The sequence below is a fragment of the Superficieibacter sp. BNK-5 genome (assembly GCF_047456055.1).
Taxonomy (GTDB): Bacteria; Pseudomonadota; Gammaproteobacteria; order Enterobacterales; family Enterobacteriaceae; genus Superficieibacter.
Map to the genome: position 1 here is coordinate 3,075,118 of NZ_CP179893.1, position 18,516 is coordinate 3,093,633.

An 18,516-nucleotide genomic window follows, 5' to 3' on the forward strand; every position below is an offset into this window, starting at 1 on the left:
CCGGGCATTCCAGTCTTAGTTCAGACGAACCGGCATCCCGGAACGGTTCTGGATCGCCTGATCCAGTACGGTCTGATCGACATCCGCCTGGTCGGTGACTTTTTTCACCGCTTTGGTCAGCGTGACCGGGACTTCTTCGTCACCACTAAACTGCGCTTCAGTCGTAGAAAGCGGGTTATGAACTTCAACATAACGGCTACCGTCTGGCTCAGTGGTGGATTTTACCGGCTCATCAATAAACTGTACGCGCGTACCTACCGGTACGTTCTGGAACAGGAATTTGATGTCGTCGTTACGTAAACGCACACAGCCGTGACTCACTCGCAGACCGACGCCGAAGTTAGCGTTGGTGCCGTGAATCGCATACAGGCGGCCAATGTACAGGGCATACAGACCCATCGGGTTATCCGGACCCGCCGGAACGACTGCCGGAAGCGGCTGACCTGCTGCGGCATATTCAGCATGCATTTTTGCGGTTGGCGTCCAGGTCGGACCCGCTTTTTTGCGCTCAACCTTGGTGGTCCAGGCAATCGGCGTATCTTTACCTAACTGACCGATACCGATAGGCAGCACGATCACAGTATTGGTGCCTTTCGGGTAGTAATACAGACGCATCTCGGCGCTGTTGATAACAATCCCTTCATGCACGGTGTCCGGCAGGATCAGCTGTTGCGGAATATTCAGCACGGTGCCGCCCTTCGGCAGATAGGTGTCCACGCCCGGGTTAGCTTCCAGCATATTGGACAGGCCCATTTGATACTCGGCCGCGAAGTACTCCAGCGGCTGCTTGTTATCATCTGGGATCTGAATCACCTGGTTTTCACCGATCAGACGGCTGCCATCGGTTGGCAGAGGATACGTAACGGCTGAAGCCGTTTTGCAAAAGCCCACGACAGCCAGCGCCGCCGCAAAGAGGGTCGTTAGTTTCATATTCATGTTATGCAAGATACCAGTGCCACAGGCTGTTGATGTAAAGTCCACTATCATTTGGAGCGCATTATAGGTGCATTCCGGTTTAGGGGGAAATAGATGTGTGCAAAATCACACTTTTTTCCGCTGACTACATTTTAGACGTAATTGCAGGGGACTGATTTTAATTCAGAATGTTGGCATAAACCCGGATTTTAACGTAACGCTGAAGGTGAGCGTATTTCACCTGGTGAAAAAGCTGCGCTAAAGTGGCATAATTAGCGGTTTGTCACACTTTTTTCAGGAAATACCCGTGTTAGTTTCCAGCAACGTCACCATGCAGTTCGGCAGTAAGCCGCTTTTTGAAAATATTTCCGTCAAATTCGGCGGCGGCAACCGTTACGGCCTGATTGGCGCGAACGGTAGCGGTAAATCCACCTTTATGAAGATCCTCGGCGGCGATTTAGAACCGACGTTGGGCAACGTTTCTCTCGATCCGAACGAGCGCATCGGTAAGCTGCGTCAGGATCAGTTCGCCTTTGAAGCGTTCTCCGTACTCGATACGGTGATCATGGGCCACGGCGAGCTGTGGGAAGTGAAGCAGGAGCGCGATCGTATCTACGGCCTCGCTGAAATGAGCGAAGAAGACGGCTATAAAGTAGCCGATCTTGAAGTGCTGTATGGCGAGATGGACGGTTATTCTGCCGAGTCACGTGCCGGTGAACTGCTGCTCGGTGTTGGCATCCCGGTAGAGCAGCACTACGGCCCAATGAGCGAAATCGCCCCCGGCTGGAAGCTGCGTGTGCTGTTGGCCCAGGCGCTGTTCTCCAACCCGGATATCCTGCTGCTTGATGAACCGACCAACAACCTGGACATCGATACGATTCGCTGGCTGGAGCAGGTGCTTAACGAACGTAACAGCACCATGATTATCATTTCGCACGACCGTCACTTCCTTAACATGGTCTGCACCCATATGGCGGATCTGGATTACGGTGAACTACGCGTATATCCGGGCAACTACGACGAATACATGACCGCCGCAACCCAGGCGCGCGAGCGTCTGCTGGCGGATAACGCCAAGAAAAAAGCGCAGATAGCCGACCTGCAATCCTTCGTTAGCCGCTTTAGCGCCAACGCCTCCAAGTCTCGTCAGGCCACCTCGCGTGCCCGTCAGATTGATAAAATTAAACTTGATGAGGTGAAAGCCTCCAGCCGTCAGAATCCGTTCATTCGCTTCGAGCAGGATAAAAAGCTGTTCCGTAACGCGCTTGAGGTGGAGAAGTTGACCAAAGGTTTCGATAACGGTCCGCTGTTTAAAGACGTTAACCTGCTGCTGGAAGTGGGGGAAAAACTCGCAGTCCTCGGCACCAATGGCGTCGGTAAATCTACGCTGCTGAAAACGCTGGTGGGTGAGCTTGAAGCCAACAGCGGCACGGTAAAATGGTCTGAGAATGCCCGTATTGGCTATTATGCCCAGGATCATGCTGACGACTTCGCCAACGATCTGACCGTGTTCGAGTGGATGAGCCAGTGGAAACAGGAAGGCGATGATGAGCAGGTAGTACGTAGCTTCCTCGGCCGTCTGCTGTTCAGCCAGGACGACATCAAAAAGCCTGCCAAAGTGCTTTCTGGTGGCGAAAAGGGACGTATGCTGTTCGGCAAACTGATGATGCAGAAGCCGAATATCCTGGTGATGGATGAGCCAACCAACCACCTGGACATGGAATCGATCGAATCGCTGAACATGGCGCTGGAAATGTACGAGGGCACCCTGATTTTCGTTTCTCACGACCGTGAATTCGTCAGCTCGCTGGCGACCCGCGTACTGGAAATCACTCCGCAGCGCGTGGTGGACTTCAGCGGCAACTACGAAGATTACCTGCGCAGTCAGGGTATCGAGTAAATGTTGTCACGGGCTTTCAGGTATCTGAAGGCCCGTAAAAGAGTGACAAACGTTATACCGTGGAGTGATGCCTGGCGGCGCTTCGCTTGCACAGGCCTGTGGATACCAGCTAAGCGGTTGATAGTGATGCTTTTTTAGGCCGGGTAAGGCGAGGCCGCCACCCGGCCTAAAACGTCAGTCGTTAAACGGCGGTGCCTTATCCAGCACGGCCTGAATAACATTCAGTGCGCCATGATGGTTATTATCATCAGTCGCATAGCGGGAGATCGCTTTAATATTGTCGGCAGCGTTACCCATCGCGAAAGAATATTTCGCCAGTTTCAGCATTTCTGCATCGTTGCCGCTATCGCCGATGGCGACGCACTCTTGCGGGGAAATCTCCCAGCGTTTCAATAAACGGCTAATGCCGTTCGCTTTGTGCAGGCCGGGGATAATCAGGTCGATAAAGCCAAAACCGCTGGTGACCGGCTTCATCACGCCCTCAAGAGAAATATGCAGCGCGTCTACCAGCTGCGGGATCTGCTCGTCGGGCAGATTGAGCGAGAACTTAAACAGTTTATCGTTGATTTCGCTGTAATCGCTGATGCGTTTCAGGCGGTAGTAGTGTTTCGACATCAGTTCGATAAAGTGTTCCGGAGCTTTATCGCTGACATAAGCACTCTCCAGGCCGCAGGCGACAAAGTTAAGCGTGGGATCTTTAATCAGTTCACCGATGACGATCTGTGACTCATGCTGCGTCAACTCACCGTGGAAGCGTTCCTGACCGTGCTCATACACCAGTGCGCCGTTTTCGGCGACGTAGGAAATGGCGTCACGTACCTCGGGGAAGAAGGTAATAAGCTGGTAGTACTGGTTGCCGCTGGCGACCACGAATTCAATACCGCGCTGCTGAAGCTGGTCAAACTGGGCTAAAAAACGCTGGCGATCATAGGTCTTGGCGTCACTAAGAAACGATCCATCCATGTCGGTGACGATAACTTTAACGGTCATAACTACGCTCCTGGCGAAAACGGCAATGCGACGTATTTTAATGCGTAAGCGAAGCAATGCACGCATAAATTACCCGGCCCTGACGAATGCGCAGATTTCTGTGCAGCCCCTTCCAGCGCAATGAACAGGTTGCAGACAAACGGATTCTTTTCTGAATTCATCACGTAAAACGGAAAAGGGTCGCATGAACCTTCATCTGATAGCGGTTAACGTCCTGCCATCGTAATTATCCGGTGATGGATCGCCATGGAAAAGGTCACCACTTCAACGCCGCATGATGCGGTGTTTAAACAATTTTTATGTCACCCCGATACGGCGCGGGATTTTTTTGAAATTTATCTTCCGCCTGCGTTACGACAGTTTTGCGATCTGTCGACGCTAAAACTTGAACCTGCCAGTTTTATCAAAAAAGATTTACGGGCCTACCATTCCGATGTGATCTGGTCTGTGAACACCTCTGCAGGCAATGGCTATATCTATGTCGTGATCGAACATCAGAGTTCGCCTGACGAGCTTATGGCCTTTCGGTTGCTACGTTATGCCATGGACGTGATGCAACGCCATCTGGATAAAGGATACAAAGCATTACCCCTGGTGATGCCAATGCTGTTTTATCACGGCATCGACAGTCCTTATCCACATTCCCTGTGCTGGTTGGATGAATTTACCGATCCAATATTGGCGCGCCAGCTTTACTCAGATCCATTTCCTCTGGTGGATATTACCATTACGCCGGACGAGGAGATCATGCAGCATCGCCGGGTGGCCCTGCTGGAACTGGTACAAAAGCATATACATCAGAGAGATCTGATGATGATAGCTGAGCAACTGGTTTCGCTACTGGCGTTGGGATACACTACTGAAACTCAGCGAGAAACGCTGTTTAATTACATGGCGCGGTGCGGCGATGCTCCTGACTTCAGTCATTTTTTCCGCTATCTCGCCAGACGTTCACCACTACACAAGGAGGAATTGATGACGATTGCTGAAAGGTTGCATGAAGCGGGTCGGAATGAAGGTCGCCTGGAAGAAGCTCTGCGCATTGCGCGTACCATGCTTGAAAATGGCATTGAACGCGAAGCCGTGCTGAAGATCACCGGGTTTTCCAGCGAAGCTCTGCGGGCGCACGGCCTTTAATCATTTGTCGCTAACAGGCACTGGCATTATCAGTGCCTGGCAATGATCCCCCGCACACCTCACATCCCGCCGCCCGCATCAGTTTCATTTCGCGGAACTGGCAGGTCATGGCGTCATACATCACGATCTTTCCTGCGGCTGGCTTACCATAATGAGCCAACACTTTGATGGCTTCCATCGCCTGCATTGAACCAATCACGCCGACCAGCGGGGCCATCACGCCAGCTTCCACACAGGTGAGGGCGTTCTCGCCAAACAGACGGCTCAGGCAGCGGTAGCAGGGTTCGCCTTGCTGCCAGGTAAAGACGCTGATCTGTCCCTCCATGCGGATAGCGGCACCGGAAACCAGCGGGATTTTATGCGCAAAGCAGCCTGCGTTAAGCTGCTGGCGAATGGCGACGTTATCAGTGCAATCCATCACCACATCGTGTTCGGCAATTAATGCAAAAAGCGCGGTATCGTCGAGCATGGCATTAACGGGCGTCAGGGTGATATGTGGGTTAATGCGTGCCAGCGCGTCGCGGGCGGAGTCGACTTTAGGCTGGCCGATAGTGGCGTCACTGTGCAAGGTTTGCCGCTGAAGATTGGACACAGAGACCGTGTCGAAATCCAGCAGCGTTAGTTGCCCGACGCCGGCACCCGCCAGATACTGCGCCGCCGCACAGCCTAGCCCGCCCAGTCCAACAATCAGCACCCGCGCGGCTTTCAGGGCTTCCTGACCCTCAAAGTCAAACCCGCGCAGTACGATTTGCCGGTTGTAACGCATCATCTCTGCATCGCTAAGTTCCTCTGCCATTACTGCCCTCCCAGCAGCGCGTTAAACGGCTCTACCTCAACCCATTCGCCAGCCTCAACGTTACCGCGCTCGCGCTCCAGCACGATAAAGCAGTTGCCCTGGCTGAACGAGCTGAAAATATGTGAACCCTGATGCCCGGTGGTATGCACTTCCAGCTCGCCCTGTGCGTTCGGCTGTAAAATACCGCGCTGAAAATCGAGACGCCCCGGCGATTTTTTTAAGCGGCTGGCGCAGCGCACGCGCTGACGAGGTGGCAGAAGAGGGGCATTATTACCGCTGAGTTTTGCCAGCAGTGGCTGCACCAGCTGGTAGAAAGTGAGCGCTGCTGAAACCGGGTTACCTGGCAACCCACAAAACCAGCTGTCGCCCAGTTTGCCAAAGGCGAAAGGTTTACCTGGCTTGATCGCCAGCTTCCAGAAGGCTATCTCGCCCAGTTCTTCAAGAATCGTTTTGGTGTAATCCGCCTCGCCAACCGACACGCCGCCCGAGCTAATCACCACATCCGCCTGTTCGCGGGCGCGAATAAAGGTCTCGCGTAGCCGTTGCGGATCGTCACGAACGATACCGAGGTTAAGGACCTCACAGCCAAGCTGCTCCAGCATTAAATGTACCGTCAGACGATTGGTATCATAAATCTGTCCTTCCGCCAGCGGCTGCCCCGGCAACTGGAGTTCATCGCCAGTGGAAAAGAGCGCCACCCGTACCTTGCGCACGACGTTAACCTCAGCAATACCCAGCGAAGCCAGAATCGGCAGTTCAGCGGCGGTGAGGCGGGTCCCGCGCGGTAGCACCGTCGCACCGCTGCGAATATCCTCCCCGCGACGGCGGATGTTTTGTCCCTTACGCGCTGCCGCAGTAAAGCGGACACCTGCGTCAGACACCTCCGTCTCTTCCTGCATCACGACCGCATCGCAGGCTGCAGGAACCGGCGCACCGGTCATAATGCGGATGCAGGTGCCCTCAGGCCATTCACCCTGAAATGGCTGTCCGGCAAAACTTTTCCCCGCGACCGGCAGAGTCTGGCCATCGTTGAGATCCGCCAGTCGAACGGCGTAACCGTCCATCGCTGAATTATCAAAGCCGGGAACGTCCAGCGGCGAAACGGTATCCTGCGCCGTTACGCGACCAAAAGCCTGAATCAGCGGAACGCTTTCCGCTTCCGTCAACGGGGCGATGCGGTTGAGCATCTGCGAAAGGGCGTCGTCGAGCGGTATCAGTCCGGCGTCAAAATTCATGGCAAACTCCTGCGGATAAAAATCGAATGCACCATTATGGCAGAAAACGGCTTTTAGCTGTATGCCACCATCGGCTTAACCTTTACATCACCGCCGCATCTTTCTATATTCAAAAATTGTATATAAGAGTCGCCACGGTAATGATATCTATAGAAAAAGCCGTGACGCCATCATGACAGGAAGGGAAAGATGGGAAATGCGGTTATTGCTATTCACGCAGGAGCAGGCGCGATAGCCCGTGCGCAAATGACGCCGGAGCGTGAACAGCAGTACATTGCCGCGCTCTCGGCGGTCGTTGAAACCGGGCAGGCAATGCTGGAAGCCGGGAGCAGCGCACTGGATGCGGTGACCGAAGCGGTGAGGCTGCTGGAGGAGTGTCCGCTGTTTAATGCCGGCATTGGCGCGGTCTTTACCCGGGATGGAACGCATGAACTGGACGCCTGCATTATGGACGGTAGCAGCCTGAAAGCGGGCGCGGTGGCAGGCGTCAGCCATCTGCGCAATCCTATCCTGGCTGCGCGGCTGGTGATGGAGCACAGCCCCCATGTGCTGCTTATTGGTGAAGGGGCCGAAAATTTTGCCTCCCGGCACGGCATGGAGCGCGTCGACAGCGCCCTTTTTTCCACGCCTGAGCGCTATGAACAACTGCTTGCCGCGCGCGCCAACGGCGAGCTGCGGCTGGATCATCACGCCGCGCCGCTGGATGAAACCAGGAAAATGGGCACCGTTGGCGCGGTGGCGCTGGATAAAGCCGGAGACCTGGCGGCCGCAACGTCTACAGGCGGGATGACCAACAAACTCGCCGGACGCGTGGGTGATAGCCCGATTCCGGGTGCCGGTTGTTATGCCAATAACGCCAGCGTGGCGGTCTCCTGCACCGGCACGGGCGAAGTTTTTATGCGCACGCTGGCCGCTTATGATATTTCTGCATTGATGGAATATGGTGGTCTTAGCCTGCTGGAAGCCTGCGAACGTGTGGTGATGGAAAAACTCCCGGCGCTCGGTGGTAGCGGCGGGCTGATTGCCATTGACCGGGAAGGTAATGTGGTCCTGCCGTTTAATAGTGAAGGCATGTATCGCGCCTGGGGCTATGCAGGTGATACGCCAACGATTGGAATTTACCGCGAATAAGGAGACGCTGTTGCCGCAAGGTCAACCATTCGCTGCCAGCGACGTGCTGGCGGTCAACAATCTGAACATCTCCTTTGCCCAGGAGCAGGGAAGTGTCTCTGCCGTGCGCAATCTGTCGTTCACCTTGCAGCGCGGAGAGACGCTGGCGATTGTCGGCGAGTCAGGCTCGGGGAAGTCGGTCACGGCGCTGGCGCTGATGCGCCTGATTGAACAGGCCGGGGCAACGGTTTCCTGCGACCAGTTTTTACTGCGTCGCCGCAACGGTCTGACGATTGAACCTAACAAGCTCTTGTCATCGCAGATGCGCCGGGTGCGCGGTGCGGATATCGCCATGATTTTTCAGGAGCCGATGACCTCGCTGAATCCGGTATTTACCGTCGGCGAGCAAATTGCCGAGTCGATTCGTTTACATCAGGGACTGGGGCACCATCAGGCGCTGGCCGAAGCCAAAAAAATGCTTGAACAGGTGCGTATCCCGGAATCGCAGTCGGTGCTGAACAGCTATCCCCATCAGCTTTCCGGCGGTATGCGTCAGCGGGTCATGATTGCGATGGCGCTGTCATGCCGTCCGGCGGTGCTGATTGCCGATGAGCCGACTACCGCGCTGGACGTCACTATTCAGGCGCAGATTTTACGCCTGATCGACGTTTTACAGCAGGATATGGCGATGGGAGTGATTTTTATCACTCACGACATGGGCGTGGTTGCCGATATCGCCGACCGTGTTTTGGTGATGTATCAGGGGGAAGCGGTGGAAACAGGCAGCGTGGAGCAAATCTTCAACGCACCCCAACATCCTTATACCCGCGCGCTGCTGGCTGCCGTACCGCGCCTGGGCGCGATGCGCGGCAGTGATTTGCCGCGTCGCTTCTCGCTTTCCACCGATGAGCAGGAAGACGAGAGTGGGCAGGATACCGTGGTTCCCGGTAAGCCCGTTCTTGAGGTCCGCGATCTGGTCACCCGATTTCCGCTGCGCAGCGGGATCCTGAACCGGGTGACACGCGAAGTTCACGCGGTAGAAAAGGTCAGCTTTGATTTATGGCCGGGTGAAACACTGTCGCTGGTCGGGGAATCCGGCAGCGGTAAATCGACCACCGGGCGTGCCTTGTTGCGGCTGGTCGAATCACAAAGCGGTACCATTACCTTCAACGGTGAGCGCATCGACACATTGCCCACCAGTAAATTACAGCCGTTACGCCGCGATATTCAGTTTATCTTTCAGGATCCTTACGCCTCGCTGGATCCCCGGCAGACGGTGGGCTATTCGATTATGGAGCCGCTGCGGGTCCATCGACTGCTGGACGGTGAAGGTGCCCAGCGGCGGGTGGCGTGGCTGCTGGAGCGCGTCGGGCTTAAGCCGGAGCACGCCTGGCGCTATCCGCATGAGTTTTCCGGCGGTCAGCGTCAGCGCATCTGTATTGCCCGTGCGCTGGCGCTGAACCCAAAAGTGGTGATCGCCGATGAATCGGTGTCCGCGCTGGACGTGTCTATCCGCGCGCAGATCATTAACCTGCTTCTCGATCTCCAGCGCGAGATGGGAATCGCATTTTTGTTTATCTCACATGATATGGCGGTGGTGGAGCGAATCAGCCACCGCGTCGCGGTGATGTATCGGGGGCAAATAGTGGAAATTGGCCCGCGCCGTGCGCTGTTCGAAAATCCACAGCACCCGTATACCCGCAAATTGATGGCGGCCGTTCCGGTGGCCGATCCTGCACATCGTCGCCCACAGCGCGTGCTGCTGTCCGATGATATTCCGGGAAATATTTACAAGCGAGGAGAAGAGGTGGCTATTGCACCGTTGCAGCAGGTTGCGCCGGGGCACTACGTTGCGCGTTCTGGTTCGCAATTATAAATAATAAGGCAGGGGCCTCAGGAGAATAACATGACACAACGCATGACAGGTAAATGGCTTATTGCCGCCGGGATCGCTTCCGCGCTGGCGGCAGCACCGGCATTCGCAGCAAAAGACGTCGTCGTGGCGGTAGGGTCGAACTTCACTACCCTCGACCCGTATGATGCGAATGACACATTGTCGCAGGCCGTGGCAAAATCGTTTTATCAGGGATTGTTTGGCCTTGATAAAGACATGAAGCTGCAAAACGTGCTGGCGGAAAGCTATACCGTTTCCGATGATAACCTTTCGTACACCGTTAAATTACGCCAGGGCGTGAAGTTCCAGGACGGCACGCCGTTTGACGCGGCGGCGGTCAAGGCAAACCTCGATCGGGCCAGCAATCCTGAAAACCATCTCAAGCGTTTTAATCTGTATAAAAACATTGATAAAACCGAAGTGGTCGATCCTTCCACGGTAAAAATCACCCTTAAACAGCCGTTCTCCGCGTTCATTAACGTGCTCGCGCATCCGGCCACGGCGATGATCTCCCCGGCAGCGCTGCAAAAATACGGTAAAGAGATCGGCTTCCATCCGGTCGGCACCGGTCCTTATGCGCTGGAGACCTGGAATCAGACCGATTTCGTGAAGGTGAAGAAAAATCCAGCCTACTGGCAAAAAGGGCTACCGAAGCTGGACACTATCACCTGGCGTCCGGTAGTCGATAACAATACCCGCGCCGCCATGTTGCAGACCGGAGAAGCGCAGTTTGCCTTCCCGATCCCTTACGAGCAGGCCCCGCTGCTGGAGAAAAACAGCAAGCTGGAGCTGGTCGCCAGCCCGTCGATTATGCAGCGTTACATCAGTATGAACGTGACGCAAAAACCGTTCGACAACCCGAAAGTGCGCGAAGCCATTAATTACGCGATTAACCGTCAGGCGCTGGTGAAAGTGGCCTTTGCCGGTTACGCCACGCCAGCGACAGGGGTGGTGCCGCCTGCGATTGCGAATGCCCAAAGTTATCAACCGTGGCCTTACGATCCGGCGAAAGCGCGTGAACTGCTGAAAGAGGCGGGTTATCCCAACGGTTTCAGTACGACGCTGTGGTCGTCACATAACCACAGCACTGCGCAAAAAGTCCTGCAATTTACCCAGCAGCAGCTGGCTCAGGTTGGCATTAAGGCGCAGGTGACGGCGATGGATGCCGGCCAGCGGGCGGCGGAAGTGGAAGGAAAAGGGCAGAAAGAGAGCGGCGTGCGTATGTTCTATACCGGCTGGTCGGCCTCGACTGGCGAAGCGGACTGGGCGCTGTCGCCGCTGTTCGCGACGCAAAACTGGCCGCCAGCACTGTTTAACACCGCGTTCTACAGCAATAAGCAGGTGGATAGCGATCTGACCGATGCGCTGAAAACCAACTCCGCTGAAGAGAAGACGCGGCTGTATAAAGACGCGCAGGATACTATCTGGAAAGAGTCGCCGTGGGTGCCGCTGGTGGTAGAAAAGCTGGTCTCTGCCCACAGCAAAACGCTGAGCGGATTTTACATCATGCCGGATACCGGCTTCAGCTTCGAAAATGCGGATCTCAAGCAGTGAGGCTGGCTGCCTTTTGCCCCCAGGGACGGGGGGCTGACATCAGCCTGTATGGGGGTGGCGTGAGATAATGTTTAACTATTTCATCAAACGTCTGCTGGGGTTGATCCCAACGCTGCTGATAGTTGCGGTGCTGGTGTTTTTATTCGTGCATCTGCTGCCTGGCGATCCGGCGCGGCTGATTGCCGGACCGGAAGCGGACGCCCAGGTTATCGCTATGGTGCGTCAGCAACTGGGGCTGGACCAGCCGTTACATGTTCAGTTCTGGCACTACATCACCAACGCCCTTCAGGGTGACTTTGGGCAGTCGATGGTCTCCCGTCGACCGGTCTCGCAGGAGATTGCCAGCCGCTTTATGCCAACGCTGTGGCTGACGCTGGCGAGTATGGCCTGGGCGGTGCTGTTTGGTCTCGCGGCGGGGATTGTCGCTGCTGTATGGCGCAACCGCTGGCCGGATCGTATTGGTATGACGCTGGCGGTCACCGGTATTTCTTTTCCGGCGTTTGCGCTGGGAATGCTGCTGATGCAGGTGTTCTCCGTTGAACTCGGCTGGTTGCCCACCGTCGGCGCGGATAGCTGGCGACATTACATTCTGCCTTCGCTGACGCTGGGCGCGGCGGTGGCGGCGGTAATGGCCCGCTTTACCCGCGCGTCGTTTGTCGATGTGCTTAACGAAGACTATATGCGCACCGCCAGAGCAAAAGGCGTCAGTGAAACCTGGGTGGTGCTCAAACACGGCCTGCGTAATGCAATGATCCCGGTAGTGACGATGATGGGTCTGCAATTCGGCTTTTTGCTCGGCGGCTCCATCGTGGTGGAAAAAGTCTTCAACTGGCCGGGGCTGGGGCGTCTGTTGATTGATTCCGTGGAGATGCGCGACTACCCGGTAATTCAGGCGGAAGTATTACTGTTTTCTCTGGAATTTATTCTTATTAATTTAATGGTGGATCTGCTTTATGCCGCGATTAATCCCGCTATCAGGTACAAATAAGTGCGACTGTTAAACTGGCGGCGTCAGGCCATTATGGATGCCATGCCTGGCGTTAAACCCGACCGGGTGCGCACGCCGTGGCACGAATTCTGGCGTCGTTTTCGTCGCCAGCCGCTGGCGATTGTCGCCGGGATCTTCGTCCTGCTGCTGATTGTGGTCGCGGCCATCGCGCCGTGGATTGCTCCTTTTGATGCGGAGAACTACTTTGATTACGACCGGCTGAATGCCGGACCTTCCGCATTGCACTGGTTCGGCGTTGACTCGCTGGGGCGCGATATTTTCAGCCGAGTGCTGGTCGGCGCACAGATTTCGCTGGCAGCAGGGGTTTTCGCAGTCCTTATCGGCGCGCTGATCGGAACGGTGCTTGGCCTGCTGGCGGGCTATTACGAAGGATGGTGGGACCGCATTATTATGCGCATCTGCGACGTGCTGTTTGCCTTCCCCGGCATTTTGCTGGCGATTGCAGTTGTGGCGGTGATGGGAAGCGGTATGGCGAACGTGATTATCGCGGTTGCCATTTTCTCGGTTCCCGCCTTTGCCCGGCTGGTGCGCGGCAATACGCTGGTGCTCAAGTATCAGACCTTTATTGAATCTGCCCGTAGCATCGGTGCCAGCGACATGACGATTCTGTTCAGCCATATCCTGCCGGGGACGGTGTCGTCGATTGTGGTTTATTTCACTATGCGCATCGGCACGTCGATCATCTCCGCCGCCAGCCTTTCCTTTCTTGGTCTGGGTGCGCAGCCGCCGACACCGGAGTGGGGTGCGATGCTCAATGAGGCCCGCGCCGATATGGTGATGGCCCCGCATGTGGCGTTGTTCCCGGCAATCGCTATTTTTCTGACGGTGCTGGCGTTCAACCTGCTGGGGGATGGACTACGAGATGCGCTGGATCCGAAGATTAAGGGGTGAGGGCTTCACGTTAGCCGATCGGTGTTTGCCTCAAGGACTGATGTACGTCATGCTTGTCTGAGGCCGCTTGTAGGCAGGGTCAGGCGCAACCGCCACCCGGCATGATGGCGCACAATGGCTGAGACTCTGTGCCAGTTTTGCCCGGCGGCGCATTCGCTTGCACGGGCCTACAGTTTGATGTCAACCTCCAAAAACGTAGGCCGGGTAAGCGCAGCGCCACCCGGCATTTAGCCAGCTATGGCGGCGTTAACTTTTTCCATCAGCGCAGCCTTTGCCTGCGCCGTCAACGACAGTACGCCGTTGTGTACCTCAATCTCCCTCTGCTCAATCCGTGCTTTCAGCCAGTCTTCAATAAAAGCAGGCGCGTAGCCGCCAGTGCTGAATTGTCCACCAAACGCGATAATATCAGGATAAGCTTTCAGATAGTCTGCCTGTGTCACTTGCGGATGAGCATTGGTATACAGCCAGAACTGGATATCGTAAAGCAGGTAAGAACGCTCGTCGGCGTGAAGCGCAAAGAAGCCTTTTTCTTCAACGATCTGGCGGGCGATTTCACGAATGGCCTGTTCGATGTTCAGCTCGCTATCCACGCGTGTGCAGAGGTCGGCGAGAGTGACAGAAAACCCGCCGCGCCGCGCCATGTCCAGATCCGCCTGTTTATCTTCGGCAGAAGTGTCATAAACCTCGTCATTCACCAGCCCGCAAATAAAACTTTCGAAGTTATCCGCCAGGTGCGTTATGCGGTAATCGTCTTCCTGATCAACATGCACCACGGCAGGCTCACCTTCAGGTCCGCACTCACGATAATCAAGAAAAATCATATCATGACCCGCGGAAGGGCAGTCGCAAATGGCGATACCAATATCCGGGTATTCCCACTCTTCTATCCAGAAACGGCTGCCAAAATCGCCGCCCAATGCGTTCGCCTTTTCCCGGCCAATGCCCATAATGCCGGTGATAGCAATATGATCTTCCGCCCAGCTTGTCGGTTCACTGGTGGGGTAATTCAGATTACGGGGGATGCCGCCATTTTGCTGCTTCATCAGCCAGATATAGGACGCCGGTAAGCGATAACCCAGCCCCAGTTCCAGTTCGCGAATGAGTCCATCATCAGGTGGGGCGCTGACATATTCTTTGCGCGCATAGTCGCTGTCGTCCCAGAATTCGGTCAGATCGAGGTTCTTAAAGAAGGGTGCAGTCATTAAAGCACTTCCTTTTCGCTAACGAGAAAAAAGCACTGTAACATTGAATAGATTAAGCGGAAGAGCGCCGTTCGTAAACGGCGCTGTAAATTACACCCGACTTCCCCACAAATCATATTCGTCGGCGTTTTCGACTTTCACCCGCACGACGTCGCCCGGCTTGACGTTGGTCTCACCATTGAGATAAACCGCGCCGTCGATTTCCGGCGCGTCGGCCATACTGCGGCCAATCGCGCCTTCTTCATCCACTTCATCAATAATGACGAGGATTTCCCGGCCGACTTTCTCTTGCAGACGGCTGGCGGAGATCTCCTGCTGTAATTGCATAAAGCGGTTCCAGCGTTCTTCCTTCACCTCTTCCGGCACCTGATCCGGCAGGTCGTTTGCGCCCGCGCCTTCGACCGGGCTGTATTTAAAGCAGCCCACGCGATCCAGCCGCGCTTCTTTCAGGAAATCCAGCAGCATCTGGAAATCCTCTTCCGTTTCGCCAGGGAAGCCGACGATGAAGGTTGAGCGCAGGGTCAGTTCCGGGCAGATTTCACGCCACTGCTTAATGCGCGCCAGCTGGCGGTCGACGGAGCCGGGGCGTTTCATCAGCTTAAGAATGCGCGGGCTGGCGTGCTGTAGCGGAATATCCAGATACGGCAGGATTTTGCCCTCCGCCATCAGCGGGATCACGTCATCCACGTGCGGATATGGATAGACATAATGCAGACGCGTCCAGATACCCAGTTTCGCGAGCTGCTCGCACAGGCTGACCATGCTGGTTTTTACCGGCTCGCCGTTATGGAAACCGGTACGGTGCTTCACATCCACGCCATAGGCCGAGGTATCCTGAGAAATAACGAGGATCTCTTTAACACCCGCATCCACCAGACGTTTGGCTTCGCTTAACACATCGCCGATTGGACGACTAACCAGATCGCCGCGCATGGACGGGATAATGCAGAAGGTGCAGCGATGGTTGCAGCCTTCAGAAATTTTCAGGTAGGCGTAGTGACGCGGCGTCAGCTTCACGCCCTGTTCCGGCACCAGGCTCAGGAACGGATTATGCTTCGGTTTCGGGACATAGTGGTGAACGTGTTCCAGCACCTGCTCATAGCTATGTGGTCCAGTGATTTCCAGAACCTTAGGGTGTACTTCGCGGATCTGATCCTCTTTGGCACCCAGGCAGCCGGTGACAATCACTTTGCCGTTTTCATTCAGCGCTTCGCCGATGGCTTCCAGCGACTCCTGTACGGCGCTGTCGATAAACCCACAGGTGTTGACGATCACCATGTCGGCATCGTCATAACGGGGCACGACATCATAGCCTTCAGTGCGCAGCTCGGTCAGGATGCGTTCAGAATCGACAAGGTTTTTTGGGCAGCCGAGAGAGACAAAGCCGATACGCGGTTGTTGCATGCTAGTACGCTCACAAAGTAAACAGTAAAAAAACCGGGCGATTTTACACGCCTTTGCAGACAGTCTCTACTGGAAGTTTTTACGGGGCAGGGATTAAAAGAAGAACTGATGTGACGGTTTATTGACCTTGCGCACCATTTTGTACAAAAAATAATCATATTATATACAGTGCCGATAGCTGACACAGGAGGGAAAAAGCATGTCATTCGACAGACTTCATCACAACCTGCTGAATAAGCTCATTGATGCTCGTATTGATATTGATGCTTATCTGCAACTCCGGAAGGCAAAAGGCTATATGACGGTGAGCGAAAGCCAGACTTTACGCGACCATCTTTTCACCCTTTGTGCCGAACTGCGGCAAAACGCGCCGCAACTAAAGAGAAATTGCGCTCCACAGGAACTTGAGGCGCTGCGTCACGCAGGGGAATCTATCGCCAAAGCCGCCGTGTGCCTGATGAGCGGTCATCACGATAGCCCCCAGTACGTGACTGTTGATACTCACAAGCTGGGAAGCTGCCTGAGTACTTTAACCCACAGTATTCACTGCCTGCGCAACACGACGCCGCTTACCGAGGCGTGATCCTCCGGGGGACGAAGCTCCCCCGTTTTCATTAAGTTTTTGTAAAAGTGACCGCATCGCCGGCGCTGCTGGCTAACCTTATGAGATAACGCCTTAAAGGAGCCTGCCATGCGACGACTTGTGACTTTCTCCGTTCTCAGTTCACTGTTCTTTCTTTCGCCACTTTATGCCGAACCGCTGAAGGTAGAGATTTTACAGAATAAGCTCGATCACCCGTGGGCGATGGCATTTTTGCCGGACAATGGTGGCATCCTGATCACCCAGCGGGGCGGACAGCTTCTGCACTGGCAGCCGGGTAAGGGGCTTTCCGATCCGATCACCGGCGTGCCTCGCGTGTGGGCTAACGGGCAGGGTGGGCTGCTGGATGTGGCACTGGCTCCCGACTTCGCTGATTCTCGGCGCGTCTGGCTGAGCTACGCCGAAGCGGGAAAAGATGGTAAAGCGGGCACGGTCGTGGGCTATGGGCGTCTCAATGATGACTTAACGCGGCTGGAGAGTTTCCAGGTGGTTTTCCGGCAGATGCCCAAACTTTCTACCGGCAACCACTTTGGCGGCCGCCTGGTCTTTGACGGCAAAGGCTACCTCTATATCGGGCTGGGTGAGAATAACCAGCGGCCGACCGCCCAGGATCTCGATAAATTACAGGGTAAAGTGGTCCGTCTGACCGATCAGGGCAAAATCCCTGACGACAATCCTTTCGTCAACAAAGCGGGCGCACGCCCGGAAATCTGGTCATACGGTATCCGCAACCCGCAGGGCATGGCGATGAACCCCTGGAGCAATACGCTGTGGCTGAATGAGCACGGCCCGCGCGGCGGCGATGAAATCAACATTCCCGAAAAAGGCAAAAACTACGGCTGGCCGCTGGCAACCTGGGGGATTAACTATAGCGGTTTAGCCATTCCGGAAGCGAAGGGCGAAATAGTGGCGGGGACGGAGCAGCCTGTCTATTACTGGAAAAAATCGCCTGCCATTAGCGGCATGGCGTTTTATAACGCCGACACCTTCCCGCAGTGGAAAAACAAAGTGTTTATCGGCGCGCTGAAGGATCAGGATGTGATTGTGATGAGCGTCAACGGCAATAAGGTGACCGAAGATGGTCGTATTCTCGGCGATAAAAAACAGCGTATTCGCGATGTTCGCATTGGGCCGGACGGCTACCTGTATGTACTGACTGACGAGTCGGAAGGCGAGTTACTGAAAGTCAGCCCCGCCAGTTAAGACGGGGCTGGCAGGAACTCAGGTGACCGGGATCATCACTACGTCCCGCCAGGCCTGACGTTCGGCAAGCTGTTGATACCAGCGTTCAAGGTGAGGATGCGGCTGCCACTGCTCGACGGCGTTAAACAGATTGTAGACGAACGGCCCGACGGCAATATCCCCGAGACCAAACTGCTGGCCCGACAGCCACGGCTGCGTCGCCAGCGCATCATCCAGCAGGGTAAAGAGCGTTTCACAGGTCTTGATACCCTCTTCGATGGCCCGATGATCGCGCTTCTCCGGTGGGGTTCTGACCAGCCCCATCAGGATCACCCGATGCGCTGGTGAGAGCGTGCCGTTGGCCCAGTCCATCCATTTATCTCCCTGTGCCCGCTCGGCAGGCACGTCGAGCCACAGACGGTTTTGCCCGTACTGCGCGGCCAGGTAGCGGACAATACTGTTGGACTCCCACAATACCAGGTCAGTTTCATCATCGCGTAACAGTGGGACGAGACCATTGGGATTCATCGCCAGATACTCGGCGTCGTGATTAAGGCCATACTCCAGCCCGGCAAGAATTTGCTGATAGGGAAGCTCCAGCTCCTCCAGCGTCAGGCGCACTTTTTTAACATTGGTCGAATTATTTCTGCCCCATAGCGTAATCATAGATACCTGCCTTCAAGTGGATGTGAATCG

At 55.3% G+C, this 18,516-nt stretch carries 16 protein-coding genes; 9 read left to right on the plus strand and 7 right to left on the minus strand.

The annotated features are described in order from the left end of the window. Positions 1-15: 15 nt before the first annotated feature. Entirely contained in the window at positions 16-936 is a 921-nt protein-coding gene (gene ldtB, locus ACMGGS_RS14755) for a L,D-transpeptidase (protein WP_276164392.1), read from the minus strand. Positions 937-1,222: 286 nt separating this feature from the next. Between ldtB and ACMGGS_RS14760 the strand changes: the two genes are divergently transcribed. After that, positions 1,223-2,815 (plus strand): ABC-F family ATPase, encoded by a 1,593-nt coding sequence (locus tag ACMGGS_RS14760; RefSeq protein ID WP_194205545.1) that lies wholly within the window; start codon positions 1,223-1,225, stop codon positions 2,813-2,815. A gap of 174 nt (positions 2,816-2,989) precedes the next feature. On the opposite strand, the gene ACMGGS_RS14765 is transcribed toward ACMGGS_RS14760, so the two are convergent. Next, entirely contained in the window at positions 2,990-3,805 is an 816-nt protein-coding gene (locus ACMGGS_RS14765) for a Cof-type HAD-IIB family hydrolase (protein WP_414163247.1), read from the minus strand. 246 nt (positions 3,806-4,051) lie between these two features. Here ACMGGS_RS14765 and ACMGGS_RS14770 point away from each other — a divergent pair, with 246 nt between their 5' ends. After that, positions 4,052-4,942, plus strand: coding sequence for an Rpn family recombination-promoting nuclease/putative transposase (locus ACMGGS_RS14770; RefSeq protein WP_414163248.1), 891 nt, complete (start codon positions 4,052-4,054; stop codon positions 4,940-4,942). 10 nt (positions 4,943-4,952) lie between these two features. Here the strand turns inward: ACMGGS_RS14770 and moeB are convergent, their stop codons facing one another. Continuing rightward, complete coding sequence (moeB, locus tag ACMGGS_RS14775) at positions 4,953-5,738, minus strand: molybdopterin-synthase adenylyltransferase MoeB (protein WP_414163249.1); 786 nt, start codon at positions 5,736-5,738, stop codon at positions 4,953-4,955. Continuing rightward, positions 5,738-6,973: a molybdopterin molybdotransferase MoeA gene (gene moeA, locus ACMGGS_RS14780; RefSeq protein ID WP_414163250.1), complete on the minus strand. Its 1,236-nt coding sequence runs from the start codon at positions 6,971-6,973 to the stop codon at positions 5,738-5,740. Before moeA ends, moeB begins: the two co-directional genes overlap by 1 nt. Positions 6,974-7,162: 189 nt before the next feature. Here moeA and iaaA point away from each other — a divergent pair, with 189 nt between their 5' ends. The 5 genes from iaaA to gsiD all read left to right on the plus strand — a co-directional run bounded on the left by iaaA (position 7,163) and on the right by gsiD (position 13,431). Further along, positions 7,163-8,104, plus strand: coding sequence for a beta-aspartyl-peptidase (iaaA, locus tag ACMGGS_RS14785; RefSeq protein ID WP_414163251.1), 942 nt, complete (start codon positions 7,163-7,165; stop codon positions 8,102-8,104). A 10-nt stretch (positions 8,105-8,114) separates the two neighbouring features. After that, positions 8,115-9,959 (plus strand): glutathione ABC transporter ATP-binding protein GsiA, encoded by a 1,845-nt coding sequence (gene gsiA / locus ACMGGS_RS14790; RefSeq protein ID WP_414163252.1) that lies wholly within the window; start codon positions 8,115-8,117, stop codon positions 9,957-9,959. A 30-nt stretch (positions 9,960-9,989) separates the two neighbouring features. Next, positions 9,990-11,531, plus strand: coding sequence for a glutathione ABC transporter substrate-binding protein GsiB (gene gsiB, locus ACMGGS_RS14795; protein ID WP_414163253.1), 1,542 nt, complete (start codon positions 9,990-9,992; stop codon positions 11,529-11,531). Positions 11,532-11,598: 67 nt separating this feature from the next. Continuing rightward, complete coding sequence (gsiC, locus tag ACMGGS_RS14800; RefSeq protein ID WP_414163254.1) at positions 11,599-12,519, plus strand: glutathione ABC transporter permease GsiC; 921 nt, start codon at positions 11,599-11,601, stop codon at positions 12,517-12,519. Beyond that, positions 12,520-13,431, plus strand: coding sequence for a glutathione ABC transporter permease GsiD (gene gsiD / locus ACMGGS_RS14805; RefSeq protein ID WP_414163255.1), 912 nt, complete (start codon positions 12,520-12,522; stop codon positions 13,429-13,431). Positions 13,432-13,658: 227 nt separating this feature from the next. On the opposite strand, the gene ACMGGS_RS14810 is transcribed toward gsiD, so the two are convergent. Then, complete coding sequence (locus tag ACMGGS_RS14810) at positions 13,659-14,633, minus strand: SMI1/KNR4 family protein (protein ID WP_414163256.1); 975 nt, start codon at positions 14,631-14,633, stop codon at positions 13,659-13,661. A gap of 90 nt (positions 14,634-14,723) precedes the next feature. After that, on the minus strand, positions 14,724-16,037 hold the full coding sequence (gene rimO, locus ACMGGS_RS14815; RefSeq protein ID WP_414163257.1) for a 30S ribosomal protein S12 methylthiotransferase RimO: 1,314 nt from the start codon (positions 16,035-16,037) through the stop codon (positions 14,724-14,726). Positions 16,038-16,236: 199 nt separating this feature from the next. Between rimO and ACMGGS_RS14820 the strand changes: the two genes are divergently transcribed. Then, positions 16,237-16,620 carry a biofilm formation regulator BssR gene (locus tag ACMGGS_RS14820; RefSeq protein WP_414163258.1) on the plus strand — a complete coding sequence of 128 codons (384 nt, stop codon included), beginning with the start codon at positions 16,237-16,239 and terminating at the stop codon, positions 16,618-16,620. Between the two features lie 108 nt (positions 16,621-16,728). Next, positions 16,729-17,841, plus strand: a complete 1,113-nt coding sequence (locus ACMGGS_RS14825) for a PQQ-dependent sugar dehydrogenase (protein WP_414163259.1) — start codon at positions 16,729-16,731, stop codon at positions 17,839-17,841. A gap of 18 nt (positions 17,842-17,859) precedes the next feature. Here ACMGGS_RS14825 and ACMGGS_RS14830 read toward each other — a convergent pair whose 3' ends face one another. After that, the gene (locus ACMGGS_RS14830) at positions 17,860-18,486 is read right to left on the minus strand and encodes a glutathione S-transferase family protein (RefSeq protein ID WP_414163260.1); all 627 of its coding nucleotides are present in this window, start codon (positions 18,484-18,486) and stop codon (positions 17,860-17,862) included. Between the last annotated feature and the right edge of the window lie 30 nt (positions 18,487-18,516).